This window comes from Floccifex porci, assembly GCF_009696175.1.
In the GTDB taxonomy this organism is placed as follows: domain Bacteria; phylum Bacillota_I; class Bacilli_A; order Erysipelotrichales; family Erysipelotrichaceae; genus Floccifex; species Floccifex porci.
This window is the reverse complement of the sequence record NZ_VUMM01000026.1, coordinates 1-26,518: the sequence shown is the minus strand read 5'-3', so window position 1 is coordinate 26,518 and position 26,518 is coordinate 1. Positions and strand designations below refer to the sequence as shown.

Annotated in this window: 29 protein-coding genes; 6 read left to right on the top strand and 23 right to left on the bottom strand. The window is 32.4% G+C overall.

Annotated elements, in window-relative coordinates; translation table 11 throughout:
* Nucleotides 1–255 precede the first annotated feature (255 nt).
* The gene (locus FYJ50_RS09495; RefSeq protein WP_154461372.1) at nucleotides 256–1,755 is read right to left on the bottom strand and encodes a Na+/H+ antiporter NhaC family protein; all 1,500 of its coding nucleotides are present in this window, start codon (nucleotides 1,753–1,755) and stop codon (nucleotides 256–258) included.
* A 48-nt stretch (nucleotides 1,756–1,803) separates the two neighbouring features.
* Complete coding sequence (locus FYJ50_RS09490) at nucleotides 1,804–3,087, bottom strand: MATE family efflux transporter (RefSeq protein WP_154461370.1); 1,284 nt, start codon at nucleotides 3,085–3,087, stop codon at nucleotides 1,804–1,806.
* A gap of 46 nt (nucleotides 3,088–3,133) precedes the next feature.
* On the opposite strand from FYJ50_RS09490, the gene FYJ50_RS09485 reads away from it, so the two are divergent.
* Complete coding sequence (locus tag FYJ50_RS09485; RefSeq protein WP_154461368.1) at nucleotides 3,134–3,925, top strand: MerR family transcriptional regulator; 792 nt, start codon at nucleotides 3,134–3,136, stop codon at nucleotides 3,923–3,925.
* Here the strand turns inward: FYJ50_RS09485 and FYJ50_RS09480 are convergent.
* On the bottom strand, nucleotides 3,918–5,108 hold the full coding sequence (locus FYJ50_RS09480; protein WP_154461366.1) for an L-serine ammonia-lyase, iron-sulfur-dependent, subunit alpha: 1,191 nt from the start codon (nucleotides 5,106–5,108) through the stop codon (nucleotides 3,918–3,920). The two genes, FYJ50_RS09485 and FYJ50_RS09480, sit on opposite strands and share 8 nt — an antisense overlap.
* 121 nt (nucleotides 5,109–5,229) lie before the next feature.
* Here FYJ50_RS09480 and FYJ50_RS09475 point away from each other — a divergent pair, with 121 nt between their 5' ends.
* A complete protein-coding gene (locus FYJ50_RS09475) occupies nucleotides 5,230–5,937 on the top strand; it encodes an SdpI family protein (RefSeq protein WP_154461364.1) in 708 nt (235 codons plus the stop codon).
* A 67-nt stretch (nucleotides 5,938–6,004) separates the two neighbouring features.
* Here FYJ50_RS09475 and FYJ50_RS09470 read toward each other — a convergent pair whose 3' ends face one another.
* The gene (locus FYJ50_RS09470; RefSeq protein WP_154461362.1) at nucleotides 6,005–7,792 is read right to left on the bottom strand and encodes a YgiQ family radical SAM protein; all 1,788 of its coding nucleotides are present in this window, start codon (nucleotides 7,790–7,792) and stop codon (nucleotides 6,005–6,007) included.
* A gap of 97 nt (nucleotides 7,793–7,889) precedes the next feature.
* Here FYJ50_RS09470 and FYJ50_RS09465 point away from each other — a divergent pair, with 97 nt between their 5' ends.
* Complete coding sequence (locus FYJ50_RS09465) at nucleotides 7,890–9,143, top strand: methionine gamma-lyase family protein (RefSeq protein ID WP_154461360.1); 1,254 nt, start codon at nucleotides 7,890–7,892, stop codon at nucleotides 9,141–9,143.
* Here the strand turns inward: FYJ50_RS09465 and FYJ50_RS09460 are convergent.
* From FYJ50_RS09460 to FYJ50_RS09435, 6 genes are all read right to left on the bottom strand, one after another.
* Entirely contained in the window at nucleotides 9,140–9,886 is a 747-nt protein-coding gene (locus FYJ50_RS09460; protein WP_154461358.1) for an SDR family NAD(P)-dependent oxidoreductase, read from the bottom strand. The genes FYJ50_RS09465 and FYJ50_RS09460 overlap by 4 nt on opposite strands.
* Nucleotides 9,887–9,907: 21 nt before the next feature.
* Nucleotides 9,908–10,465 carry an elongation factor P gene (gene efp / locus FYJ50_RS09455; RefSeq protein ID WP_154461356.1) on the bottom strand — a complete coding sequence of 186 codons (558 nt, stop codon included), beginning with the start codon at nucleotides 10,463–10,465 and terminating at the stop codon, nucleotides 9,908–9,910.
* Nucleotides 10,466–10,533: 68 nt separating this feature from the next.
* Nucleotides 10,534–11,766, bottom strand: a complete 1,233-nt coding sequence (pnuC, locus tag FYJ50_RS09450) for a nicotinamide riboside transporter PnuC (RefSeq protein WP_154461354.1) — start codon at nucleotides 11,764–11,766, stop codon at nucleotides 10,534–10,536.
* A gap of 89 nt (nucleotides 11,767–11,855) precedes the next feature.
* On the bottom strand, nucleotides 11,856–12,716 hold the full coding sequence (locus FYJ50_RS09445) for an EamA family transporter (protein WP_154461373.1): 861 nt from the start codon (nucleotides 12,714–12,716) through the stop codon (nucleotides 11,856–11,858).
* Between the two features lie 48 nt (nucleotides 12,717–12,764).
* Entirely contained in the window at nucleotides 12,765–12,944 is a 180-nt protein-coding gene (locus FYJ50_RS09440) for a hypothetical protein (RefSeq protein ID WP_154461353.1), read from the bottom strand.
* A 132-nt stretch (nucleotides 12,945–13,076) separates the two neighbouring features.
* Nucleotides 13,077–14,021: a Gfo/Idh/MocA family protein gene (locus tag FYJ50_RS09435; protein WP_154461351.1), complete on the bottom strand. Its 945-nt coding sequence runs from the start codon at nucleotides 14,019–14,021 to the stop codon at nucleotides 13,077–13,079.
* Nucleotides 14,022–14,460: 439 nt separating this feature from the next.
* On the opposite strand from FYJ50_RS09435, the gene FYJ50_RS10805 reads away from it, so the two are divergent.
* The 3 genes from FYJ50_RS10805 (at nucleotide 14,461) to FYJ50_RS09420 (ending at nucleotide 16,876) form a co-directional block, all read left to right on the top strand.
* Nucleotides 14,461–15,357 carry a Fic family protein gene (locus FYJ50_RS10805; protein WP_154461349.1) on the top strand — a complete coding sequence of 299 codons (897 nt, stop codon included), beginning with the start codon at nucleotides 14,461–14,463 and terminating at the stop codon, nucleotides 15,355–15,357.
* A 711-nt stretch (nucleotides 15,358–16,068) separates the two neighbouring features.
* A complete protein-coding gene (locus FYJ50_RS09425) occupies nucleotides 16,069–16,392 on the top strand; it encodes a hypothetical protein (RefSeq protein WP_004613237.1) in 324 nt (107 codons plus the stop codon).
* Between the two features lie 58 nt (nucleotides 16,393–16,450).
* Entirely contained in the window at nucleotides 16,451–16,876 is a 426-nt protein-coding gene (locus FYJ50_RS09420) for an N-acetyltransferase (protein WP_154461347.1), read from the top strand.
* Between the two features lie 740 nt (nucleotides 16,877–17,616).
* Here the strand turns inward: FYJ50_RS09420 and FYJ50_RS09415 are convergent.
* From FYJ50_RS09415 to rpsK, 13 genes are all read right to left on the bottom strand, one after another.
* On the bottom strand, nucleotides 17,617–18,819 hold the full coding sequence (locus FYJ50_RS09415; protein ID WP_154461345.1) for an ATP-binding protein: 1,203 nt from the start codon (nucleotides 18,817–18,819) through the stop codon (nucleotides 17,617–17,619).
* Between the two features lie 191 nt (nucleotides 18,820–19,010).
* Complete coding sequence (gene rpsI, locus FYJ50_RS09410; RefSeq protein WP_154461343.1) at nucleotides 19,011–19,412, bottom strand: 30S ribosomal protein S9; 402 nt, start codon at nucleotides 19,410–19,412, stop codon at nucleotides 19,011–19,013.
* 12 nt (nucleotides 19,413–19,424) lie between these two features.
* On the bottom strand, nucleotides 19,425–19,862 hold the full coding sequence (gene rplM / locus FYJ50_RS09405) for a 50S ribosomal protein L13 (protein WP_154461341.1): 438 nt from the start codon (nucleotides 19,860–19,862) through the stop codon (nucleotides 19,425–19,427).
* A 102-nt stretch (nucleotides 19,863–19,964) separates the two neighbouring features.
* On the bottom strand, nucleotides 19,965–20,774 hold the full coding sequence (locus FYJ50_RS09400) for a histidinol-phosphatase (RefSeq protein WP_154461340.1): 810 nt from the start codon (nucleotides 20,772–20,774) through the stop codon (nucleotides 19,965–19,967).
* On the bottom strand, nucleotides 20,767–21,501 hold the full coding sequence (gene truA / locus FYJ50_RS09395) for a tRNA pseudouridine(38-40) synthase TruA (protein WP_154461338.1): 735 nt from the start codon (nucleotides 21,499–21,501) through the stop codon (nucleotides 20,767–20,769). The genes FYJ50_RS09400 and truA overlap by 8 nt, the downstream gene beginning before the upstream one ends.
* The gene (locus FYJ50_RS09390; protein ID WP_154461336.1) at nucleotides 21,498–22,298 is read right to left on the bottom strand and encodes an energy-coupling factor transporter transmembrane component T family protein; all 801 of its coding nucleotides are present in this window, start codon (nucleotides 22,296–22,298) and stop codon (nucleotides 21,498–21,500) included. Before FYJ50_RS09390 ends, truA begins: the two co-directional genes overlap by 4 nt.
* On the bottom strand, nucleotides 22,291–23,151 hold the full coding sequence (locus FYJ50_RS09385) for an energy-coupling factor transporter ATPase (RefSeq protein WP_154461333.1): 861 nt from the start codon (nucleotides 23,149–23,151) through the stop codon (nucleotides 22,291–22,293). The genes FYJ50_RS09390 and FYJ50_RS09385 overlap by 8 nt, the downstream gene beginning before the upstream one ends.
* The gene (locus FYJ50_RS09380; RefSeq protein WP_154461331.1) at nucleotides 23,127–23,954 is read right to left on the bottom strand and encodes an energy-coupling factor transporter ATPase; all 828 of its coding nucleotides are present in this window, start codon (nucleotides 23,952–23,954) and stop codon (nucleotides 23,127–23,129) included. The genes FYJ50_RS09385 and FYJ50_RS09380 overlap by 25 nt, the downstream gene beginning before the upstream one ends.
* A gap of 67 nt (nucleotides 23,955–24,021) precedes the next feature.
* The gene (locus tag FYJ50_RS09375) at nucleotides 24,022–24,441 is read right to left on the bottom strand and encodes a hypothetical protein (protein WP_154461329.1); all 420 of its coding nucleotides are present in this window, start codon (nucleotides 24,439–24,441) and stop codon (nucleotides 24,022–24,024) included.
* Nucleotides 24,438–25,022, bottom strand: a complete 585-nt coding sequence (locus FYJ50_RS09370; RefSeq protein ID WP_154461327.1) for an O-methyltransferase — start codon at nucleotides 25,020–25,022, stop codon at nucleotides 24,438–24,440. The genes FYJ50_RS09375 and FYJ50_RS09370 overlap by 4 nt, the downstream gene beginning before the upstream one ends.
* Nucleotides 25,023–25,057: 35 nt before the next feature.
* Nucleotides 25,058–25,420 (bottom strand): 50S ribosomal protein L17, encoded by a 363-nt coding sequence (rplQ, locus tag FYJ50_RS09365; RefSeq protein ID WP_154460760.1) that lies wholly within the window; start codon nucleotides 25,418–25,420, stop codon nucleotides 25,058–25,060.
* A gap of 14 nt (nucleotides 25,421–25,434) precedes the next feature.
* Nucleotides 25,435–26,385, bottom strand: a complete 951-nt coding sequence (locus FYJ50_RS09360) for a DNA-directed RNA polymerase subunit alpha (protein WP_154461325.1) — start codon at nucleotides 26,383–26,385, stop codon at nucleotides 25,435–25,437.
* A 21-nt stretch (nucleotides 26,386–26,406) separates the two neighbouring features.
* A partial coding sequence (gene rpsK / locus FYJ50_RS09355; protein WP_154460764.1) for a 30S ribosomal protein S11 occupies nucleotides 26,407–26,518 on the bottom strand: 112 nt, incomplete at its 5' end.

Here is a 26,518-nt window from a genome sequence, read left to right as displayed (position 1 = left end):
TACAATACAGAAAGAATTAACGCAAAAAGAAAAGGATTGAGTCCATTAGCTTATAGACAACAATCCTTCAAACAATTAACATTAAGTTAGTTTATTTATACCGGTCCAACTTTACCGGTGCACTACAATCATATACCCTGCATTTTTATTTTATAAAATAGTTTGGATTCTACTGTAAGTTTAGACTTTAATTTATTTAAATTCATTCAGAAGTACGATTTAAACAACAAAAAACAGAGTAAAAGATATACTCTGTCAATTATTATTTTGTTTATTCTTTTTTACAATGCAGAATAAAATCAGAAACAATGTACACAATCCTGCGATAAAAGTAAAAAATACATTGTGTGTAATACCTGCAACTATATATCCTGCAAAACAGCTGATTGCTACTACCATCGCATAAGGAAGCTGTGTGGAAACATGATAGACATGATTGCATTGGGCTCCTGCACTGGCCATAATGGTTGTATCCGAAATTGGTGACACGTGATCACCACATACCGCTCCTGCCAGAATGGAAGCAATGCTGATGACCAGCATACTTGAACCGGATGCAAAAATATCAGTTACAATTGGAATCAGAATCGCAAAGGTTCCCCAGGATGTTCCCGTTGAAAAGGCAAGACCTGTGGCAACAAGAAACAATACAGGTGGAAGTATAAATAATGGAATGTTATATGTATTTAACATTTCCTGTACAAACACTCCTGCTTCTAACTGTACAGATACAAAAGATCCTAAAGTCCATGCTAACGTTAAAATAGTCATAGCCGGAACCATCATTTTAAATCCTTGTGGAATGCACTGGGCAAAATCATTATAAGTAATTACTTTACGAGGCATATACAGTAAAAACATAAAAATCAATGTCAAGAATGAACCAATTACCAGTCCTAAAGATGCATCACATTGTGAGAAAGCTGTCACAAAAGGAACGCCATCAAAAAATCCACCTGTATAAACCATACATAAAATACAGGATACAATTAAGAAAATTACCGGTAATACCAGATCGTACACTTTTCCTTTATCCGATACTTCCATTTCCTGTGCTTTTCCATAGTCACATTTCCCATTGAAAACATCTCCCTGTCTGGCTGCCTGTTCATGTTCTTTCATCTTTCCAATATTAATATCGAAGAAAATAACACACAGAACCATTGCAATGGTCAACAATGCATATAAGTTAAATGGTATAGTCTGTAAAAATAAAGTAAATCCATCCCCTGTTGTATATCCTGTTACCGCTGCCGCCCAGGAAGAAATAGGGGCTATGATACATATAGGAGCTGCAGTCGCATCAATGATATAAGCCAATTTAGCTCTTGATATTTTGAATCGATCACAAATATCTCTCATAACACTTCCAACTGTCAGACAGTTAAAATAATCATCCACAAAAATCAATACACCTAAACCAAAAGAAGATAATAAAGCCATTTTCTGATTTTTAATGGTTCTGGTTGCCCAGTTTCCATAAGCCTGAGATCCCCCTGCCCGTGTCATTAAAGCTACAATGATTCCTAAAAAAACCAGAAAGATCAAAATTCCTATATTCCATGTACTGGATAATCTTTCCATCATAACTTCAAAAACCGATAGAATGGCTTTAAATAAATGAAAATCATTAAACAATAAAGCCCCGATAAAAATTCCTATAAACAAAGAAATATATACTTCTTTTGTTTTTAAAGCTAAAACAATCGCAACAACAGCAGGAAGTAAAGCCCATCCTGTTCCAATAAAATTCATGATTATTCCTCCATAGTCTAATCATGATGTCGATAAAGAGAGTTTTCGTCAACCTTTATACAAAAAATAAAGCGCAACCATTAAACAAATACAATCCGATATAAAACAGGATAGCCAGATTCCATCGACTCCAAATATATAAGAACCAGCATATAAACAGAAAATGACTACAACAATTCCTCTTAATAAAGATAAAATTAAAGCTTTAAATGACTTTTCAATCGCAACTAAATACCCCATGGTAATCACCACTTGTCCCATAATCAGGAATACAAGAGAAAACAATCGCAAAGCTCTTACTGTATCTATAAAATTCACATTATTTATATCCAGGAACGCATTTGTGATTGGACGTGCAAATATTTCTACCATTCCAAATAAGAATACAGAACAGATACATACCATGATTCGTGCATATTTATGATATGTTCTTACATTTTTCTCATGATTCTGACCATAAGAGAAACTGATTAAAGGCTGAATTCCCTGATTGATGCCGGTCATTACCATTAATACAAGATTATATATATACATGATGATTGAAAATGTAACCAGTCCCCCAGTAGAAAGCATTTCATTGATTCGTATATTAAAAATTGTAATCATAATACCTGGAGAAAATTCAGATATACAATCCGACATTCCTAAAGGAATCAGTCTTCTATACTCATACCATGGATAGTTTCCTTTCACAAAATGATAATGAGACTTTCCTGAAAAGACAAAATGATATAAGAAAAAACAGAAAGTAATCAATTGAGACAAACCAGTGGCAATGGCTGCTCCTTTAATTCCCATATGAAAAATACCCATTAATACAGGATCCAGTACCATATTGGTTATAGCTCCTAAACAAACTCCCATAATGGATTTTTGCGGAAATCCGTCACTTTTCAGCAACACTTCAAAACAGTACGATACGATATAGAAAAAAGAAAAACAAGATAATGTTTTTATATAAATATTACAGTAATCAAACACATCTGCATTCGCCTTTAATATCGTTACGATCCATTCAGAATTAAAAAATGAAAAAACAGAAATAATCAGAGCAATCAAAGATATCGTAATAATATTCATAGTAAAGACTTTATCTGCCTTGTTCTTTTCATCCTGTCCTCTATAGATTGAAATAATAGTACTGGATCCTACCGCAAATAAAACTCCTATTGAAAAAATAGTTGTGATATAAGGAGTAGACACATTAATAGAAGCCAAAGCCTGATCGGATACAAAATGAGACACAAAGATTCCATCCACTAATGTATATAAATTAAAGATAACCATTGAACAGATAGAAGGAATTACATACTTTAAAAACTTTTTTAACATATTATCACCTTGACTAATATAAACCTTAGTATCATACTAAAGTCAAATGAAAAAATATTATAAAATAAAAGAAATATCCGATTTATACAACATTCAAACAGATTCTTTACGATATTATGAAGAAATGGATTTGATACACCCTCTACGTTCTTCTTCTAATTATCGTTTATATACAATCAATGATATTTATGTATTAAATATTATTCGAGACTGTTTAAAATTAGGATACAGCACCAATCAGATCAAAGAATATTTAAACAATAGAAGTATGAATCAGACCATTTCCTTTTTAAAGGAAGAAAAAGATATTATTGAACAGAAAATAATTGAACTTCAAAATTCTTTAAATTCAATCGAGAATCGTTTAAATAGTTTAAATCAGATTCATCAATTAAACTTTAACACCTTTGAAATAAAAGAATTTGATTCTCGTACCTGTTTTCGTTTAAAAAGAAATATAGACCAGGATGCATCTGTAGATTACTATTTAACGGAATTAATGAAAAAGAATCATCTGGATGTTTCGATCTTAGGAGATTTTAATTCTGGAAGTATCATAGATAAAGATACTTATCAGTACGCTTCTGTTTTTATCCTGTCTAATCGTAAAGACTGTGATTTCCTTTTAAAAAAAGGATCGTACTGTATATATACATATAAAGGCAATTATGTTCGTTCAAATGAAATCTTTATCCATATGAAACAATGGCTTAAAGAAAGAGGATTTGAAGTGGAAGATTTCTTCTATGAATTTCTTTTAGTTGATATTCATGAAACAATGAATCCGGATGAATATGTGACCCAGATTCAGGCAAAAATAAAAAGCTTAGCTATTTAACCACAATAGCTAAGCCACCTAATGAGCTTTCTTTTAATTCGATGGGAAGTTTATTTCCTGTAAGATTCATAGTCTTCACAACCATATCAAAGCTTACCCGATTTCTTCTGACATTGCGAAGATATTTAGCCAGTCTGGCTGCATCCACACTTCTTTGCGCTGCCACTGCATTTCTTTCAATACAAGGAATCATGACATACCCTCCAACTGGATCACAGGTTAATCCCAAATGATGTTCTAAACCAATTTCCGCTGCACATTCAATCTGTTCATTGGTCTGTGTCTGGCAATATCCAATCATGGCCGCTGCCATTGAACACGCGGCTCCAATTTCTGCCTGGCAGCCAGCTTTAGCCCCAGATATTGTCGCATTTTCCTGAATCAGCAATCCAATCAGCCCAGCCACTTTCAATCCTTCAATCAATGTTTTCTTCTGATAATGCTGATCCTGATAAAAATGATACAGAATAGAAGGAATCACTCCGCAGCTTCCCATAGTAGGAGCGGTCACCACTACATTTCCACTGGCATTCTGTTCACTGGTCGCATAAGCATAGCTTGCCAGCAGCAAAGCATTACGATCTATAGAATCTTCAGCACTTAATGCCGATTGATACAACGCATTGGCCAGTCGATCCAGTTTTAAATCCCCTGGCAGCTTTCCTGTTTTTGTCAGACCTTCTTTCACACTTTGAATCATCGCTTCAAAGATAGAATCCATATATAAATCAAAATCTTCTTTTTCAAACTGATTCACATATTCATTCAGTCTTAAATGATGTTCTCTGCAATATCTTTGTATATCATCCATTGTGGAATGAGGATAAATATGAGGTTTTTCTTCATTTTTCTTTCCATCCATTTCAATCTGTCCCCCACCAATGGATACAAAAATATGACTGGCAATCTCTTTATAATCGCTATAAGCTTTAATACACATTGTATTGGGATGTTCACATTTTGTTTTAAAATCAAAAGTCACTTTACAATTTTTTAATACATTTTTAATGCTTACATCCGTTAAATGACCTTTTCCTGTTAAAGCTAAAGATCCATATAAAGTTACATCATAATAATCGGCATTATAATTTGATTTCATATATTCACAAGCTTTGACTGGACCAAATGTATGAGAACTGCTTGGTCCCAATCCAATCTTAAATAATTCTTTAATTGAAAACATATTTCACCTCTTTGTACATATATAATATACAATTTTACATAATTATACAAAATATATCTTAATAATTCTAAAGTTATTGCATTTATTGAATACATCTTCATAATATAATTAGGGAGCAATTATGAGTTTATCCATTCTATTATCTGTATTATCTATTATAATTATTGGTATCGGTTATTCTATAAAAAACATCAAACCGAATCCTGTCTTTGGGATCCGTTTAAAATGGGCCTTAGAAGATGAAACCAACTGGAAAAAAACACATCAGTTCTCAGGGATCCTTTGGATGATCTGTGGTCTTTTTGGATTGTTCTGTGCCTACATCCAATCAATGGCTTTATTTAATTTGATGATCCTTATATTGTGTTTAGCCCCTGTCATCTATTCTTATGGGTTTTATCGTAAACAATTAAAGGAACATAGAACAACGAAAGTTAAATATCCTTTTTATTTGATTCTTTTTATGATTGGAATCAGTCTATTTGTAGTTTATTCTTTATTTTGTGGAAAATTAACGTATCAGTTTTATACAGATAAACTTGTGATTGATACAAACAACTGGAAAAATTATGAAATAGAATATGACCAGATTGAATCCATTTCTTTGGATGCAGATACGTATAAAAGTGTACGTACTAATGGATTCGGAAATTTGAAATGTTCGATGGGAACGTTTGAAAATGATTCTTTGGGATCGTATCAGCGATATTCCTATTCATCCTGCAAATCCATTATTTCTATAAAATTAAAAGATACTTATGTTCTGATCAATGATACAGATAAAAAGAAAACGGAAGTTCTCTATAAAAAAATAGTTTCTAAAACGTAAAGATTTTTAAACAATGAATCCGACCTATGGCAAGCCCATAAGTCGGATCTTTATGAATTGTTTCTTATTATTTTTTTTTGCGAATTAAACATTTTGAATCATTTCCAATTAAATCTTCTCTATGTTCTAATTTTAGAGCTTCATAAACCAGATCATAGTTTCTTGGATTCTTATACTGCATCAAAGCTCTTTGCATTGCCTTTTCTTTTGGCGTTCTGGCTACATATACCGGCTTCATATCTCTAGGATCTAAACCTGTATAATACATTGCTGTAGATAACGTTCCTGGTGTCGGATAAAAATCCTGTACCTGTTCAGGCTGGTGATGGATATCTCGTAAATATTCAGCCAGTTCGATAGCCGCTTTTAGATCACTTCCTGGATGAGAGGACATCAGATAAGGAACCAGATACTGATCCTTATGTAATTCCTTATTTAAACGATTGTATTTCTCCACAAATTTCTCATATACATTTCTTCCAGGTTTTCCCATTTTATTCAGTACACGATTGCTGATATGCTCTGGTGCTACCTTTAACTGTCCACTGATATGATTTTTGATCAGTTCTTTAAAGAAAGTATCATCTGAATCATAATACAGATAATCGTATCGAATCCCTGAGCGAACAAATACTTTCTTTACTCCTTCTAAGGAAGACAATTCTTTCAGTAATTTTGTATAATCGCTATGATCCACTATTAGATTCTTACAAGGTTTAGGCCATAAACATTGTTTATTTGGACAAGCCCCATGCGTTTCCTGTTTTTTACAGGCTGGCTGTCTAAAATTTGCGGTTGGTCCTCCTACATCATGAATATACCCTTTAAAGTCCGGATCCTGTATCAATCCTTTTGCCTCCTGAATTAATGACTCATGACTTCGAGTCTGAATGATTCTTCCCTGATGAAAATTCAGAGCACAGAAATTGCATGCTCCAAAACATCCTCGATTGCTGATTAGAGAAAACTTCACTTCTTCAATTGCTGGTATATATTCATACATAGGATGATAAGTTCTCATATAAGGTAGAGCATATGTATCATCAAATTCCAATTGCGTTAATGGACGATTGGGATGATTCTGAACAATGTAAAATCCCTGATAGGGTTCCACTAATATTTTTGAAGCATAATGATCGGTATTTAAATATTGCTGATAAAAAGATTTCGCATACGCTTTCTTGTCGTTTTTTATTTCTTCATAAGAAGGAAGCAGAATATAATCTTCTCCAATATTCGACAAATCTTTTGTTCTATAAACAGTCCCATCCAAATACGTTAAATATTGGACTTCTATCCCACTATCTAAAGCTTCCGCAATCTCTATAATGCTGTTTTCTCCCATACCAAACATACATAAATCCGCAGAGGAATCCACTAAAATCGATTGACGGACTTTATCATCCCAGTAATCATAATGTGCTAAACGACGTAAACTGGCTTCAATCCCACCAATAATTATTGTCGCATCTTTATAAGCTTCTCTAATTTTCTGACAGTAAACTATAACAGCCCGATCGGGTCTATGTCCGCTTTCTCCATTATTGGAATATAAATCCTGTTTTCTATGACGCTTTGAAACCGAATAGTGGTTTACCATAGAATCAATATTTCCACTGGATACCAGAAATCCCAGTCTGGGTTTTCCAAATCGTTTAAAATCATCAACCGACTTCCAATTGGGCTGTGCCAGCATACAGACTTTAAATCCATGTGCTTCCAGCACTCTTGTGATAATGGCTGCTCCAAAGGATGGATGATCCACATAAGCATCTCCATTGACATATACAAAATCAGGCTGACTCCAGCCTCTTTCCAGCATTTCTTCTTTTGTGACAGGTAAAAATTGTTTCATAGTTGATCTCCTTTATTTAGGATACCATATTTATTTGAAAAAAATTCAGTTTCCATTTTATTTTATGTATAATGAATAAAGTATTCAGGAGGTAATTATGTTAATTGATCAAATTGATAAAAATTTACTGGATCTGGCAAATCAGTCCGATGAGATATTAAAAGACATATATAAAGAAATTGATGATATCTGTTTTTATAATTCCAATCGTATTTTATCTTCTTTCATAGAAAATAATGTTTCCTATTCAGATTTTAGTGATATCAATGGATATGGAAATTATGATGAAGGAAGAGATAAACTGGAAAAAATTTTTTCAACCGTTTTAGGATGTGAAGATGCTTTGGTCCGCCCTCAAATTATGAGTGGTACCAATGCTTTGTATCTGGCTTTATCGGCTTTATTAAAATACGGAGATACAATGATTTCCATTACTGGAGCTCCCTATGATTCTTTACAGGAAATGATTGGAATCATAGGAAATTCTTCTCAATCTTTAAAAGCGAATGGTGTTTCTTACCAGCAGATTGATTTAATTGATAATGATTTTGATGAAAAGACAATTCTATCTCGATTAAAAGAAAACAACGTGAAACTGGTTGAAATTCAAAGATCCAGAGGATATTCTTCCCGTCTGTCATTGACAATGGATAAAATTGAAAGAATCATTAAAAAAATCAGAACCGTCAATAAAGATGTAATAATTATGGTAGACAACTGTTATGGTGAATTAGTTGAAAAGAAGGAACCTGGTCATGTAGGTGCCAATGTCGTTGTTGGTTCTCTAATGAAAAATTTAGGTGGAGGAATTGCTCCAACTGGTGGATATATTGCAGGAGATAAAGAATTGATTCATATGGTTGCCGAACGTTTGACTTCTCCTGGTATTGGAAAAGAATTAGGGGCGAATTTTAACTTGAACAATGCCTTTTTTAAAGGAATTTTTATGGCTCCTAATGCGGTAAGAAGTGCATTAAAAACCGCTGTCTTTTCTTCTTATATGTTAGAAAAACTAGGATTTAAAAATGTATCTCCAAAATATAATGAAAAAAGAACCGATATCATTCAGACACTGGAATTGTCTACAAAAGATAATTTAGTAAATTTTACACAGGGAATACAGGAAGCTTCTCCTATTGATTCCTTTGTAAAAGTTATGCCAGCTCCTATGCCAGGCTATCCATTTGATGAAGTCATGGCCAGTGGAAGCTTTACACAGGGAAGTACGATTGAATTAAGTGCCGATGCACCAGTTGTACCTCCATATACCCTTTATATGCAGGGAGCTCTTTCTTTTGAATATGGAAAATTATCCATTTTATTAGCCTTATCAAAAATAAAGGAAGTTTAACAACTTCCTTTTTGTCCGCCATCAATGCGAATAATACTATTATTGATAAAATTCGCCTGATCACTGATTAAAAATTTCACTAAATAAGCCACTTCTTCTGGTTTCCCATATCGATTGACCAATATTTTTTCCTGTTCTTCTTTTAAAAATTCTTCATCGTATCCATCCAATTCACTTTCAGTACCTATAAACCCAGGTGCAATCGCATTGACTGTAATATAAGGGGCCATTTCAAAAGCCAGATTATGTGTTAACGAAATCAATGCTGCTTTAGATGCATCATAATCAAAACACATAGGATAATACGTATTGATTCCATTAGTAGATGCGATATTGATAATTTTCCCATATCCTTTTTCTAGCATTCCTTTATAGACACGCTTTGCACAATTATAAGCACCTACCACATTCACATCCAGTGTTTTTCGAAATTCTTGAGCTGTTTTTAAATGAAATAAATTGGATAAATCAATGGCTGCATTATTGATCAGAACATCCACATTTCCCATTTCTTTTTCAATTTGAGAAATCATCTTATCCACTTGTTCTTCTTTTGAAACATCACATTGAATAGCTATACAACGTACATCATATTTCTCTGTAATAAAATTTCTTAATTCGTCTGCTTCCTTTTTTGAATGAAGATAATTAATGACAATATCATAATGATCCTTAGCCAGTTCCATTGCGATGGCTTTTCCAATTCCTTTTGCTGCCCCTGTTATTAATACAATCGAATTCATATTGAGAAAAAAAGAGCTTTATTAAGCTCTTCCTGCATATTTTCCATCCGCTGTAAAAACAACAATTTTTTCTCCCTGTTCAATGAACTGAGGAACACGAATTGAAAGTCCAGTTTCTGTAACGGCATCTTTTGTCTGATTTGTTGGGGCACCTTTAATAGCTGGATCACAAGTCGCAACTGTTAATTCAACTTTTTCTGGAACCGATACAGCTAACAACATTCCTTCAAAGAACATCAAAGAAGCTTCCATTCCTTCTACAATAAAATATTTATTGAATCCAACCTGTTCTTCTGACAATTCATACATATCATATGTTTCATTGTCCATAAAGTTATAAATGGATCCTTCTGCATATGAAAATTGAGCCTGTTTCTTTGAAATATTAGCGGGTTCAAATTTAGTAGATGCGTTAAAGTTTCTTTCCTGTGTTGAACCTGTTTTTAAGTTCTTCATTTTTGTTTTTAAAATCGCGGCCCCTTTACCTGGTTTCACGTGTTGAAAATCTAATACCTGCCAAGGATCTCCATCGACAATTAAAGTTAATCCTGTTCTAAAATCTCCTGCACTAATTGGCATATTCATCACTCCTATTTATCTTTTTTCGTTTTTAATTGTATCAGTTTTATAGTTTGAACTCAAGGAAATCAAAATAATGTTAACTTTTCTTCTTTATGAGATTTAATATACTTGCTCCATTTTATATATCCATACGTTGTATTTGTGAAATATCCCAGTTTTAAAATCAGTAATACATATTGACCTGAAATAATATTGATAACAGATTCTAAGAAAGCACAAATATACCATGCAATCCATTGTTCTCTCATTCTAAAGAAAATAAATAATCCATTGGCAACCCCGACCGCTGATGCACAGGCATCAATATAAATTACTGCCGTTTCCAGTGTTTCATTGTTGTAGAAATCCGTAGCAATATCCAATCCACTTAAAAAATAACCCACTACAACTGTCCAAAGAATGATAGCTAAGATTACCAGTACTTCCTGATATCCTTTTAAACAACGAACCGCTGTCAGCTGATCTTCCTGGTCATCTTTATGTTTTGTCCAGTTAATGAAACTTAAAATGTCAATTGGAAGCCAGAAGAACAATGTAGTAACCATTGTTGCGAATCGATACATTAATACGATACACATGACAATTTCTACAATTTCTACTAAAACAGAAACAAGGAAATTATACCTCGATTGTTTTGAAATCAATAGTTCACATAAAATATTTAAGAATGTATCCAGTAAATACAGCAGCATGATCACAATTCCATTAACACCATTGGCACTTTCTTCCGGGAATATTACTGAGAAAATAGTTGCCAGTACCATTATGGATAAAAACCATACTTTTTCATATGTTGTGAATTGTTTTGAGAATAGATACATGATCAGTACAGAAACAAATAGAATTAAAGTTGAAGTTCCTAAATTAAAGATTGCCATGGATTCATTGGCCATCTTCTGCTGATAAGATTCCTGTGCTTCTTTTTCACTGATATCTTTATGATCAAAGAATAAGATTGTCCCATTATCGGTTTTAAATTTATAAGCTGTAATCGTATCTCTATCTAAATTTATATAATCTTCATAGGAATACGATATTACCATCGACTGGTCCTTATACCTATAGGTAACATCACATACTGTATAATCCTCATCATAGTCTTCCTGATCTCTTTCTCTTGTCATTTCCATAGAATCCAGATAAGTAATCTTCCCTGCATCTGAATGAATCTTTGTCATTCCTGTATAGAATGAAAAAATACTGCAAATGCATAAAATACATAAAGCGGTCAGCTCAATCCACTTTACGATTTTATTGGATTCTTTACTGGATTTAAAAAAATTAATAATTCTTTTCATAGTCCTTCCTCTCTAAAAAAATCCTTAATTATTATAAACAAAAATCCTTTATTCGACTACAAAAAATAAAAGAAGGATATAAATCCTTCCTAAATTAACATAGATAAAGTTCCTGAAACAATCAGACATAGCCCCAATAAAGCCTTTTTGGATAATTTTTCATGAAATACAAAATAAGAAAATAGAATTGTGATCAGTATACTTAATTTATCAATAGGAACCACTACACTGGCCAATCCATCCTGTAAAGCTTTGTAGTAACAAAGCCAGGAAGCCCCTGTAGCCAATCCGGATAAAACAATAAAGATCCATTCCTTTTTTGATACCTTGTGGATTTCCGATTGTTTCTTTGTGACAAAAACCATGATCCAGGACATCAATAAGACAACGCTGGTACGAATTGCTGTTCCCAGATTGGATTCAATTCCACTGATACCAATTTTCCCTAAAATGGATGTTAAACTGGCAAATACAGCTGCTCCTAAAGCATAGAATATCCATTGATTTCCTTTTGTTTCAACATTGCTGATTTGTTTCTTTTCAATCATAAGAAAAGTTCCTGCACCAATGAAAAGAATACCCACCATTTTAGTCCATGTAACGGATTCATGTAACAAGAGAAATGCCAGAATAATAGTTAATATGGTACTGGATTTATCAATGGGAACCACTTTATTGATATCTCCAATCTGCAAAGCTTTAAAATAACATAGCCAGGAAGCGCCTGTACAAAGACCAGACAGAATAAGAAATAGAAACGTTTTAAATTCCATTGTATAAATCTGATCAAAAGATCCCACAATATATACCATCAGCCATGAAAAAATAAGAACGACAATGGTACGAATAGCAGTTGCTAAAGTCGAATCGGTTTTCTTAATTCCGCATTTTGCCAGTATAGATGTAATACCAGCAAAAAAGGCAGAAAAAAACGCATATAAAATCCACATGTTATCACCTTCATTTATTAATGATAACACAGAATGATTATTTTCGTTTTATAAATAAAAAATAAATATTATGACAAAAAGAAGACAGACAAAGATAAAAGCAATATTTAAAATGTCTTGTGCTCCAATAGAATTGCTTATTTCTGGTTCCTGTTTTAATACCGATTCTGCATCTTTATCGTTTACACGGTTTCCAAAAACCAGTAAACGATGTGTATTTATACACAAAAAATTATGAATATAATAATAAAAGTGTATTTTTTAATCTTTTCATCTGTTTCATAAGCTAAATCGAATATTGTAAAACAATTATTTGTCCATTACCGTATTTTTATTTAATATTCATAAAAAAAACGGATATCACATCCGTTTATAAAGTTCTTCTACGATTTCAACTGTATAAATTGTTTTCTCTTTATTCATAACTGGACTTTCAATCCATCCTTTTTCTATACAATCCTGTATATGATTATTCTCATATACAAATTCTGAAGTATAAGGAAAATCATAATGTGTTTGATTTCCATCTATATATACATCCAATCCTTTCGATTTCCAGAAATTTTTAATGACAATATATCCTTTTGTTCCATAAAATACTGCTTCATTTTTTAAAGCACAGCACATCGAGATAGTTGAGGATACGATAATATTATCAAACAATAATTTAAAGTTAACGACATCGTCTGCACTTCCTTTTCCTTTGATAAAACTTCCATCATACTGATAAACCGGTTCATTAAATAAGAAGCTTAAAAATTCCACTGTATACGTACAGCTTCCATATAAAGCCCCTCCTCCCAGAGCATGATCTGTCATCCAATGTCCATCTGGGAATCTTCCAGGAAATCCAGCTGTTAAATCAATGTATTTAATGTCCCCAATTGTTTTTGTTTCAATTAATTCTTTTAATTTTAAAGTTGTTGGAAGAAACACAGATTTCTGTGCTTCCATTAAAAAACAGTGATTCTTTCTAGAAAGTTCAAACAATTCCATTGCCTGTTCTTTAAAAAGCACAAATGGTTTTTCAACCACTACATGCTTATGACATTCCAAAGCATATTTTGCCCATTCATAATGAATCGCATTCATTGTTGGAATATAAATGATATCTATATTTTCATCTTCAATGCATTCTTCGTAATTTCCATAATAATGATCGATTTTTTCCTTTATTGCGTATTGTTTTGCCATTTCTAGATTTCTTGAAGCAATCCCATACACATAACCATTTTTACTTTCTCGAATCCCAGCAATAAATCGTGAACAGATTGATGCTGTACTTAAAATTCCATAATTTAACATAGTCTTTTCCTTCTTTAAATTCATTATATATCAAAAAATGGAAATAAAAAATGGAATGTGAGTGTCATCATGATATATACCTTTCAATAGAACTGCATCAACAATTGAGAAAATGTATGAAGCATTCAAATGCTTACTAAAATAATTCTTTAAGTAAAAACCAGGAAGACAGGCATGAAGAAAAAGACAATCCTGTTTCGTTTATAAGGTGATTTAGAAATCACCAATTATTCCATTCAACCTGTATATCGCAATGATTGAAGTATTGCCTTTTATGGTTTAAACCTTTGGAGCAATGGAATGTTAATTCAATAACAGATTTATCGCATAATACAGTTATATTTCACATATTATTCCGTTAATGCGGTAAGCATTGTTCCGATGGCGTGGATATTGTTCCGTTAATACGATATAATGTCCATAAAAGGAGGGATTGGTAATGTTTATAACAGTAAAAGAAGCCTCATTAAAATGGGGGATTTCTGATAGAAGAATCAGGGTACTTTGTTCCGAAGGTAAAATACCAGGTGCTTATCAAGAAGGTCGAGCTTGGAAAATTCCTTTTGACGCAAAAAAACCTGTTGATGGACGTTATAAATCAAGAGAAAGTCTATTAGCACAGATTGATCGTAAAAAGAAAGAACTTGATAATAAAAGACCTCTTACCGAAGGTGAAATTTCAAGATTAAACGAAGAATTTATCATAGAATATACCTACAATTCAAACGCCATTGAAGGAAATACCCTTACACTTCGTGAAACAGACTTAGTGCTTAGAGGACTTACAATCGATCAAAAACCATTAAAAGATCATATGGAAGCCTTAGGTCATAAAGAAGCATTTGATTTTGTTAGCGAACTTGTAAAAAATAATATTCCCATAAGCGAGAGTGTAATTAAACAAATTCATTATCTTGTTTTAGCAGATAAAAAAAATGACCGTGGTGTATATCGTAAAATTCCCGTTCGTATAATGGGTGCAAAACATGAACCTGTGCAACCTTATCTTATCGAACCGAAGATGGAACAACTTTTGATAGATTTTAATAAAAGTAAAGAACACACTGTCACAAAACTTGCTCGTTTCCATATTGAATTTGAAAGCATCCACCCTTTTATTGATGGTAATGGCAGAACTGGAAGATTACTTGTAAATCTTGAACTAATGAAGGCCGGCTTTCCACCAATTGACATTAAATTTACAGATAGAATTGCTTACTATAATGCATTTGATGAATATCATGCAAAACACAATCTTTCCAAAATGGAAAACTTATTTGCAGGATATATTAATTCAAGATTAGATATGTATTTAGATATATTAACCGAAAAATAAACGATGTATTAATAAAATAATATTTATATGATTTAGAACTCGTAATTGAGTTCTTTTTTCATGAAGAAAAGAATTTTAAAATGGAAAATAAAATAGTAAACTCTTTAAGTTATTTATGATTTAAGCATCTTTCTTTCAACAATACTGTGTGGTCAGTGATTTATGATATAAGAAATGGCGAATATACAGAGTAGAAGGAAATTCTAAAAGAAAATCATTTAAAAAAGATTCAAGATTAAAATTTAAAATATAAATGGTTTCCCATTTTACAACTGTATAAAGTATTCATCATATTACCTCACAACTTTATTATGCACGCGCAAGTAAGAAGTTAAATAAATCTTTTCACTTGCGTACGCTAGTAATAAGTTATTTGTTTCAGCCATATTTTTGAAAAGAAAAAAGAAGCATTTAAACTTCTCACTAAGTCTAAATACTTCTCTATTCTTCTCATTACTAACGCTTTGAGAATTCCTAGAGAATTGAGGTCATGGTAATATGATTTATTTATGGGCAATATCATGATCTTTTATTATGGTTTGCTATCTTTTGCTATTTTAGTGCTATCTTATGATTTTCGATTTATAAACAGTTAATTATATAGACTTATTGCTAAGTTCAATTGATTATATTTTTGCTATAATATATTCATCAATAAATTAGAATTTATCAGAAAATGAGGAATAGTTGAAATGGAGGCGCTATAATAACATGAAGATTGAAGGGAACCAGAAAGAACTGGATGCAATGGTTGAATTTCATAAGGGAAACCGTGTCGAGGGGCTGAGACTGCAAGAAGAATTTGCAGCGGAATTTCGTAAGGAGTATAAAGACAAAGATCACTGTCCTTGCCTGAAAGCCTGTCGTTATCACGGAAACTGTAAGGAATGTGTAGCAATCCACAGAGCGCATCAGGAACATGTTCCTAATTGTATGCGACCATTGATTAATAAAAAATTGAAATTGATGTCAGAATTAACAGAGCATACCTTGGCAAATGAAATAGAAGCTCCACATGAGATTTTAAGAAAATAGGCAAGTCAAATTCAAGTTTGTTAAATTGGAAAATTCAAGTTTATGGAGAGTCACCGTTATGATTAGAGAATTTCAAAGGGATGATATAAATAAAGTTGCAGATATATGGTTGGATACAAATATAAAGGCACATAATTTTATCCCCGCCGAATACTGGAAAAGCAATTTCAAATCAGTAAAAGAAGCGTTGTTACTAGCAGAGGTTTATGTGTATGAGTATGATACAGAAATACAGGGTTTTATAGGGTTAAATGATGAATATGTTGAGGGCATTTTTGTTTCTGGTGAAATGCAATCGCAAGGTATAGGTAAAATTCTGCTGAATTATGCAAAGGATAAAAGGAATAAGTTGCACTTGAACGTATACCAAAAGAACGCACGGGCAATATCTTTTTATAAGAGAGAAGGATTTGAGATTCAGCATAGTGGCTTAGATGAGGTTACCGGAGAAAAAGATTATGTAATGACATGGCAACACAAATAGAAATTCCATTTTGTCGAGCCGTTACATTACAAAAATCTCAAATCTAGGCAATCAATCGATTGCCTTTTCTTATGCAAAAGAAAAAGGATCTCCATAAAGGAAATCCTTGCTTCTTGAAACAATTTGTTCGATTAACGTTTAGAGAATTGAAGTTGCCTTTATTTAAAGGCTATTTGGCACTTTTGTTGCACGTAAGCGTTCATTTGGCGCTATTCACAACAATTCAGGACTACATAAGTAACCTCACAATAACCTCACAGGACCTCGCGTTTTTTTACAAGGTTAGCTGGAACCTTATACATTTGCAACTTACTAAACTCTAAATATCTTTACCAATTATATTCTAGTGTGATTTTATATTTTAAATTCAGATCATCCAACTTTTCTTTTAACGATTTAACTTTTACTGCATTTCCTGAATATAGTTTTATTTCTTCACCACTTTTTACTAGCTTTAATGCTTCGCACGTACTTATGTTTAAGACGTTCTTTGCAAGCATGATTATTTTTTGATTAACGATAGTTCAATTAATATACATCGTTAATCGTTTCATCTTCATAAATTAGACTTATATTAGTAGTAACAACGCTATAATCTCATTTCGTACATTTTATTTCTACAGAAGAACCATATTTAGTTTCTACTAATCGTGATTCGCATACAGGACATTCAATCATTTTTTATTACCTTCTGGTTCTCGATGCAAATCTAATCGGCGAAATCATTTCGCATTTAATAATTAATTTTGATTTTGCGAATCATTTAACCATCTTGCAATATCTATTATTTCGATACCTTCATAATAACTTTTTTCTCTTTTTGTTCTAGCAATTAGTTTTTTTGGATATGCATCCTTAATAGATAACAATGGAGATGTTTCTCTTTCAAATGTATTCGCATTTGTTATATCATCGCAGACTTGAATATATTCTTTATATCCATTTTTAATTACTACAAAATCTATCTCCTTATTGTACAGCTTTCCAACGTAAACCTCATATTCTCGTCTCATTAATTCCAATGCAACTAAATTTTCATATAAAAATCCATAATCCATATACTTAGTGCCTATTTCAGAGAATCGGAAAGATAAATCAGAAAGATAATATTTCTTTTCACTTTCCAAATATTTTTTTCCTTTTATATCATATCTTTGGATTGGATAAAACATATACGATTTACATAAATAATCTAAATATGATCCTACGGTTTTATCGTTTGTTTTAATTGTACTAGTAGTCAATTTGTTCGAAATATTTCTAATAGATGTTTTATTTCCTATATTGTCCATAAGATAATCGCCAATCATCAGTAATAAAGATTCATTTTCGATTTTATATTTTTGAACAATGTCTCTCACAATTGTTGTTTTATAAATACTATTGACATAGTTTCTCGCATCTTCTTCTGATTTATATAAATAAGAACCTGACATACCGCCTTTTTTTACATAATTATCAAAAGAAACATCTAAATCTGTGGATGGATAATATACAAGATATTCCTTAAAAGAGAATGGAAACAAGTGTACTTCGAAGACCCTGCCCCCAAATAAAGTAGCAAGATCACTAGACAACAAAAATGCATTTGATCCTGTTAAATAGATATCATATAATTCCTCTTCATAAATACTATTTATGATTCTTTCAAATCCTTTGCAAAGTTGTATTTCATCAATGAAAAGATAGTTATTTTTATTTTCTATATAATTAGATTCAATATATGAGTACAGTTCATCTGGATTTAGTAATTTTTCGTACTTCTTTAAGTTCAGTTTAATTCGAACTATATTTATATTTTCCATATCCTTGAAAGAATCAATAAAAGCATCCATTAATTTCGATTTCCCACTACGACGAACTCCAGTAATTACTTTAATATCCGGAACATCTTTGACATCATTCAATTTTTTTAAATAGTAATCTCTCTCTATTAGTTTCATTTTCATCACCTATTATAAATTATATAATATTTCGCATTTTTAAACAATTTTCATTTTTGCGAAATAAAATTCAAATAGTAACTACTTCCAATAAAACAAAATCCATAAAAATGTTCTACAACATTCTTTTTCAAGCGAAAGAAAAAGGACTTCCATAAAGGAAATCCTTGATTCTTGAAACAATTTTCTGATTAACGTTTAGAGAACTGAGGTGCACGACGAGCTGCCTTCAATCCGTATTTCTTACGTTCTTTCATACGTGGATCACGTGTTACAAATCCAGCTGCTTTTAATACTGGACGGTAATCTGCACTTGCTTCCATCAAAGCACGTGTGATTCCATGACGCATAGCTCCAGCCTGACCTGTGTATCCACCACCATGTACATTAATCAATACATCAAATTGATCCAATGTGTTTGTTAATTCTAATGGTGATTTAACAACCATACGTAATGTTTCCATTGGTAAATATTCATCTAATGAACGTCCGTTGACTACGATATTTCCAGTTCCTGGTCTTAAGAAGACACGAGCAACAGAAGATTTACGGCGTCCTGTTCCTAAATACTGAACCATTTCTTTTTTAGCCATTTTCTATTCCTCCTATCCTTTCACCTTTAATTCAACTGGTTTTTGAGCAGCATGAGGATGTTGATCTCCAGCATATACAAATACATGTCCACGCTGTTTGTCACCTAATTTAGTGTGTGGCAACATTCCTTTGATTGCTCTTTCTACCCATTCAACTGGATATTTTTCTTTCATAGTTTTTGCACTACGAACTCTTAATCCACCAAAATATCCTGAATGATTGTAGTATTTTTCAGTTTCTAATTTGTTTCCAGTCATTTCGACTTTGTCGGCATTGATCACAATTACATAATCACCACAGTCAACATTTGGTGTATATGTAGGTTTGTGTTTACCTCTTAACACATGAGCTGCAGTAGTTGCTAAACGACCTAAAGTCTGTCCATTACCATCAATTACATACCAAGTACGTTCTACATCTGCAGGTTTTGTCATTGTTGTTTGACGCATTTCCATTTCCTCCTTGATTTGAGCGTTACCGGGGCTCAAAAGGCCAGAGTATAGCCAAGTAATATATTAAGAAAAATACATTGAAAAGTCAATGTATCTTTCTCACTTTTTATTAAAATTTTTCTTTATTTTCTGATAATCAATTTTAGGAATATCCTTTACAATTTCAACATCATATTTTGATAAATGATAGAAAGCCAGATCGTATAATTCTGCATCCAGATCTCTAGGCTGATGGGCATCCATTCCTATAATTGCCTTATTATGATAAAAAGAAGCAATCTTCCAGAATTTTTTATGAGGGTACATTTCTTTATTCATTCTCATATTCATCTGTAAACCCAATACATTGTATTCCAAAGGAATATCTAATTCTTTTGCTTTCTGGCAAATACGATGAAATCCAATTTCAATATTTTCATCCCATCTATGAGATCGCAAAATCAATTCAGGATGTGCCAGATAGGCATACATTCCTGTTTCCATCCCTTTTATGCAATCCTCAAAATAATCATTAATTCGATTGTATGAACAATGTCCATAATAACATCCTAATTCATCACTTTTATTGTAATGATTTCCTAAAATCAGATAATCTATATCTTCCTTTATACAGAAATCCAGCATCCATTCCATATATTTTGGAAAATATTCCGCTTCCATTCCAAAACGAATTTCAATATAGTCTTTATATTTTTCTTTTAAACTTAAAATACTGTTTTTATATCCATCAAATTCATTCAATCGCATTCGCATTCCAGATACAAAACCAGTATTGTATTTCCAGCAGGAATGATCAGAAAACCCTAATATTTTATATTGATTTTCTATTGCGCTTATTACATACTCTTCATCTTTTCCATAAGCATGTTTACATCTTGATGTATGTGTATGAAAATTTACTCTACTCATATTTTACTTCCATTAAATATAATCCATAAGGATGCGCATTATATCGACAAACTTCTTTATTTTTTGCTTCCAGCATTCTTTTTACATCCATTGGTTCAATCTGATTTTTCCCAGCTGCCAGTAACGTTCCTGTCATCATACGAACCTGGTATCTTAAAAACCCGTTTCCTTCAAATATAAAATGAATATTCTTTCCTTCTTCTTTAATATCGATTCGAAATATTCTCTTTACTGTTGGTTTTCTAGGATCAATTTTAGAAGAAGAAAAACTTTTAAAATCATGTTCTCCAATCAGATATTGAGAGGCTTCTATCATTTTATCGATATTTACCTTTGTATATAATTTCTGTGCATATCGATAAATAAAAGGATTGTCAATATCATATGTACAAATATAATCGTATCTTTTTGAAATAGCACTGAATCGAGCATGAAAAGAATCCTTTTCTTCCTCTACTTTCAATATACGGATGTCATCTGGAAGTAGCGTATTTAAAGCATTCTGTACATTTCTGCAAGGCATCTGAATAACTGGCTCAAAATGAAAAACCTGTCCTTTGGCATGTACTTTGGCATCGGTTCTTCCACTGGATACAATTTCTATTTTTGTTTTATGAATTTTTGATAAACAATTTTCAATAACTTCCTGAATTCCTAAAGCATTTTCCTGTCTTTGCCATCCAGAATAATTGTACCCATCATAAGCCACTGTGACTTTCAAAATCATAATACAAAACAGATGGCAATATTCAAAATCAGTAAGAAACTGGAACTGATCAATCCAATATAATCCAGAGAAGACATTTTTAATACTTTATATCTTGTTCTTTGTGCATTTGGATTGTATCCTCTTGCTTCCATCGCATTTGCCAGCTGATCGGCACGATCAAAAGCGGATATAAATAATGGAACAATCAACGATAAGATTGCCATCAACTTTTCTTTCAATGAACCATTGTCCAGATCCACTCCACGACTGGCTTGTGCATTCATAATTCTTTGTGTTTCTTCAATTAAAGTTGGAATAAAACGTAGCGCAATACTGATCATCATCGCAATGATATGAGCAGGAAATTTGATTTTTTCTAAAGGTTTTAATAATTTTTCAATTCCTAATGTCAAATCTAAAGGTTTTGTCGTTGCGGTCAGTATTGTGGTAATAATAATCATATATAACAATCGAACTACTATATATAATGTCTGATAGATCGCATCCGAATAAATGGAAAACCATCCCCATTGAATCCATGGAATTCCTGTTTTGATCACAAGTACATTTATGACCAGTAAAAAAATCATCATAAAAAGCATTGGTTTCATAGATCGAAAGGCGTATTTTATACTTAATTTTGATAAAAATAATACAAAACAGATAAAAATTCCAATGCATATATAACCTGTAATTCCAGATGGAATAAAAATAGAAATCATTAAAAGAAGCATGATGATGATTTTTGAACGAGGATCCATTTTATGTACAACGGAATCCATTGGCATATAACTCCCTAAAGCAAAATTAGACATGCTGGATCACCTGCCCTTTTATACATTCCAGTAAAGATTCTTCATCTAAAATGGAATCTGGAATTTCAAATCCTTTTTCAATTAACATACATTTTAAGCGAACAATACTTGGAGGATTGATTCCTATACTCAATAACCATTCGGGTTTCTGAAAAAATTCTTTTACATCGGCTTCATGTAAAACTTTTCCATGATCCATGACAATGACATGATCACAATATTTCATAACATGTTCCATATCATGTGTAACTAAAATGACTGTTTTGTTTTCTTTTTTATTTAAATTCATAAACAAAGTCATCATTTCTTTAGCACCCTGAGGATCCAATCCGGCCGTTGGTTCATCCAAAACCAGTACTTTTGGATTTAATACTAAAATTCCTGCAATCGCAATTCTTCTTTTCTGTCCTCCAGACAGTTCAAAAGGAGAACGTTCCAGGTATGATTCATCCAATCCAACCACAGGTAATATTTTCTTTACCAGATCCTGTGCTTCCTGTTCAGATGCTCCAAAATTTTTCGGACCAAAAGCAATATCTTTTTCAATGGTTTCTTCAAATAACTGATATTCTGGAAACTGAAAAACCAATCCCACTTCTTTTCTTAATTTCTTTACATCTTTAATTTTTAATAATGGCTGTATATGAAAACCACATACTTCTAATGAACCAGCTGTTGGAAGAAGCAATCCATTGAAATGCTGCACCAGTGTAGATTTACCAGATCCAGTCTGTCCAATAATAGCGGTTACTTTTCCATCCGGAATCTGTAGATTTATACCTTTGATGGCAGCATGAGAAAAAGTGGTTCCTGCATTGTATGTATGTTCTAAATTGTGGATTTCAATGGACATAATTGATTCACCACCTCTTCTAATGTACAGACACATTCATCAACAATGTGTTCTTTTTTTAATTTTTTAGAAAACTGTAATGCGAAAGGAATATCCAGTTTCATGTCTTTTAATTCATTTTCATGTCCAAAGACCTCCATTGGTGTCCCTTCCAATTTTATTTTCCCATCGTTTAATACAATCACATGTTCACTTTGAGCAACCTCTTCCATATCATGTGTAATCGATAAGATCGTAATTTTCTTTTGTTCATGTAACATTTTAATCTGTTTATTGATACTGGATTTCCCTTGAGGATCCAGCATGCTTGTTGATTCATCAAAAATTATAATGTCCGGTTCCATAGCTAGAATACCGGCAATGGCTACTCTTTGTTTTTGCCCTCCTGACAATTTTGTAGGTTCGCTGTTTAAAAAATCCTGCATACCCACTCTTTTTGCGACATCTTCGATAATAGGCTGCATTTTTTCCTGTGCCACACAATGATTTTCAAGTCCAAAAGCAATATCATCGGCTACAGTGGAACCAATAAACTGATTATCCGGATTCTGAAAAACAATTCCTATATGAGAACGTACATCGTATACGCTTTTTTCATTTAACTCTTTTCCCATGACAAAAATGTTTCCCGATTTTGCCCCCAAAAGGCCAATGATCAACTTTGCGATAGTACTTTTACCAGAACCATTTTGTCCAACAATAGTTGTGTAGCTTCCTTCAGGTATCTTAAAAGAAACATCTTTAATTACATCTTTCTGTCCATCATATGAAAAAGTTAAATGAGAGACTTCAATAGCGTTCATGTATTTATCACTTCCTTTTCGCTCAATCATTATAACGAAAAAAGTTCTCTAATAAAAGAAAAAGACATCATTTCAAATGATATCCTTTATATTTTGCTTCAGTCTTTTGAATCAATTTAGATAGATCTTCATATAATATTGTTTTATTTTCTTCTGTCAATTCATCATTATACATAACTTCTACTTCAAATGTGGAAGCATCAATTGTTGAAGACAGACCTTTTTCAGATAATAGATCCTGAAATAATATAGCTTTCTCTTTTGATTCCATTTCAAAAATAAATAAAACTGGACTTGTCAATGAATCAATGTCTTCTTTTAAATCTTCTTGTGATTCAATATGAATCACAACCGGTTCATCCTGATCCGGTAAAAAGAATTCATCCAATTCTTTTTGGCGTTTTTTATCATATAATTTTTTTGTGAAAAGAGAAGCAGCCGCAAAACCAGCAATAGCTGCTAAGCCCATTCTTTTTAATCCTTTCATGATTTCCTCCTTGTGAGTGCAATTCCATCACCAATTGAATAAAATTCAGTCTGGTAGTCAGCTAGCTGCTCCAAATAATCATGATATTTCTGAATTTTCAACACCAATTGGCGTGTATTGCGATTTTTAGTATTTTCAGGATGTTTGACCAATCCATGAAATTCCATATTATCTGTTATAATTATACCATTGTCTGATAAAAGTGGACAATATTTCTCAAAAAATCGAATATACTGTGCTTTGGCCGCATCTATAAAAATACAGTCAAATGGTCCTTGTGGATTTTCAACTTCCAGAGCATCGCCTTCAATCAAATGAATCCGATCAGAACAATCTGCCTTATCAATATTTATTTTTGCCTGTTCGATCATATCTGGATTTCTTTCAATTGTAACAACTCTCATATCTTTATCCAAAGAAGCAACCATGATTGAAGTTTTCGCAATCGCTGTTCCAATTTCTAAAAAAGACTTACATTTATGCTCTTTTATTTTTGATATCAGAAATTCCTGTCCCTCATCCATCATAACCGGTACAGCATGATCCATTGCGTATTCTTTCATTTCATCCTGTAATGACATATTCATTCTCCTTAAAGAAAAAGTGAAGTAGAAATCTACTTCACAAATTCAACGATTGCCATTGGAGCAGCATCTCCACGACGAATGCGTGTTTTTACCACTCTTGTGTATCCACCATTGCGATCTGCATAAGATGGTGCAATTTCATTAAATAATTTCTGAACAGCTGTTGTTCCTTCTTCATCTACTTCTACATTTCTTACATAGGCAAGTACTTGTCTTCTTGCATGTAAATCATTTCTTTTTGCTAAAGTAATTAATTTATCCACAACACTGCTCAGTTCTTTTGCTTTCATTTCTGTTGTTTCAATTTGTCCGTTTTCAATCAATGATGTAGCCATATTTCTCAATAAAGCTTTTCTATGATCTGCTTTACGTCCTAATCTGCGATAGCTCATACGGTCCTCCTATTCTATTCAAAAGACTTAAAGAATAAACCTAACTGGTACATTTTATCCTTTACTTCTTTCAGTGACTTTTTACCTAAATTTTTAACATGCATCATTTCGTCTTCTGTTTTTTGTGTTAATTCATCAACGGTCTGAATCCCTGCTCTTTTTAAACAGTTATAAGAACGAACCGATAAGTCAAGATCTTCAATCAGCATTGTATTTGTTTTCTTTGTATCTTCCACTCTAGGTTGCTGAATCATAAAGCTTTCTTCCAGTTTTAAACCAGCAAGAGGAACAATCTGATCTAAATTTTCAACACAAATTTCAGCTGCCTGGCTAATTGCCTGCAATGGAGTAATCGAACCATTTGTTGTTACATAAAAATGTACTTTATCGTATTTTGTATCCAATCCAATACGAGCTGGTTCTGATAAATAATCGGCTTTACGAACTGGTGTGAACATCGTATCCATGGCTATTACATCTTCACCCAATCCAAATAAATCTTTATTTTCAAGAGAACTCTTGTATCCAGTTAATGTTGCGATATATACATCCATTTCAAGAGAAGCTCCCTTTTCTAAAGAACATATAAATTGATCTGGATTAACAATATTAACACATTCTGGACAAATCAGATCTGCTGTTTGAATAATAGCAGGTCCCTTTTTTGAAATATGAAGTTTTTTCACTCCATCTTCTGAACAATTTAATTGAATTTTTTTAAGATTTAGAATGATTCCGTTTACATCTTCAAGAATTCCATTAACAATTGTTCTATTTTCATTGAAATTATCACAGGAAAATCCAATAACTCCCGTTCCCGGAAGGTTTGAAATCATGATTTTACATAATGTATTTCCAATAGTTGTTCCAAAACCTCTTTCTAAAGGTTCGAAAACATAAGACCCAGTATAGTTTTCTTCATCCACCATTTCTTTGTGAAAAGAAGCTCTTTCAAATTCCTGCATCTAATTTCCTCCTTATCCATTTTATCCACGAGGTCGTTTTGGTGGACGACATCCATTATGTGGAATTGGTGTCACATCATTGATCATTGTGATATCCAATCCTGCTACCTGTAAGGCTCTTACAGCTGCTTCT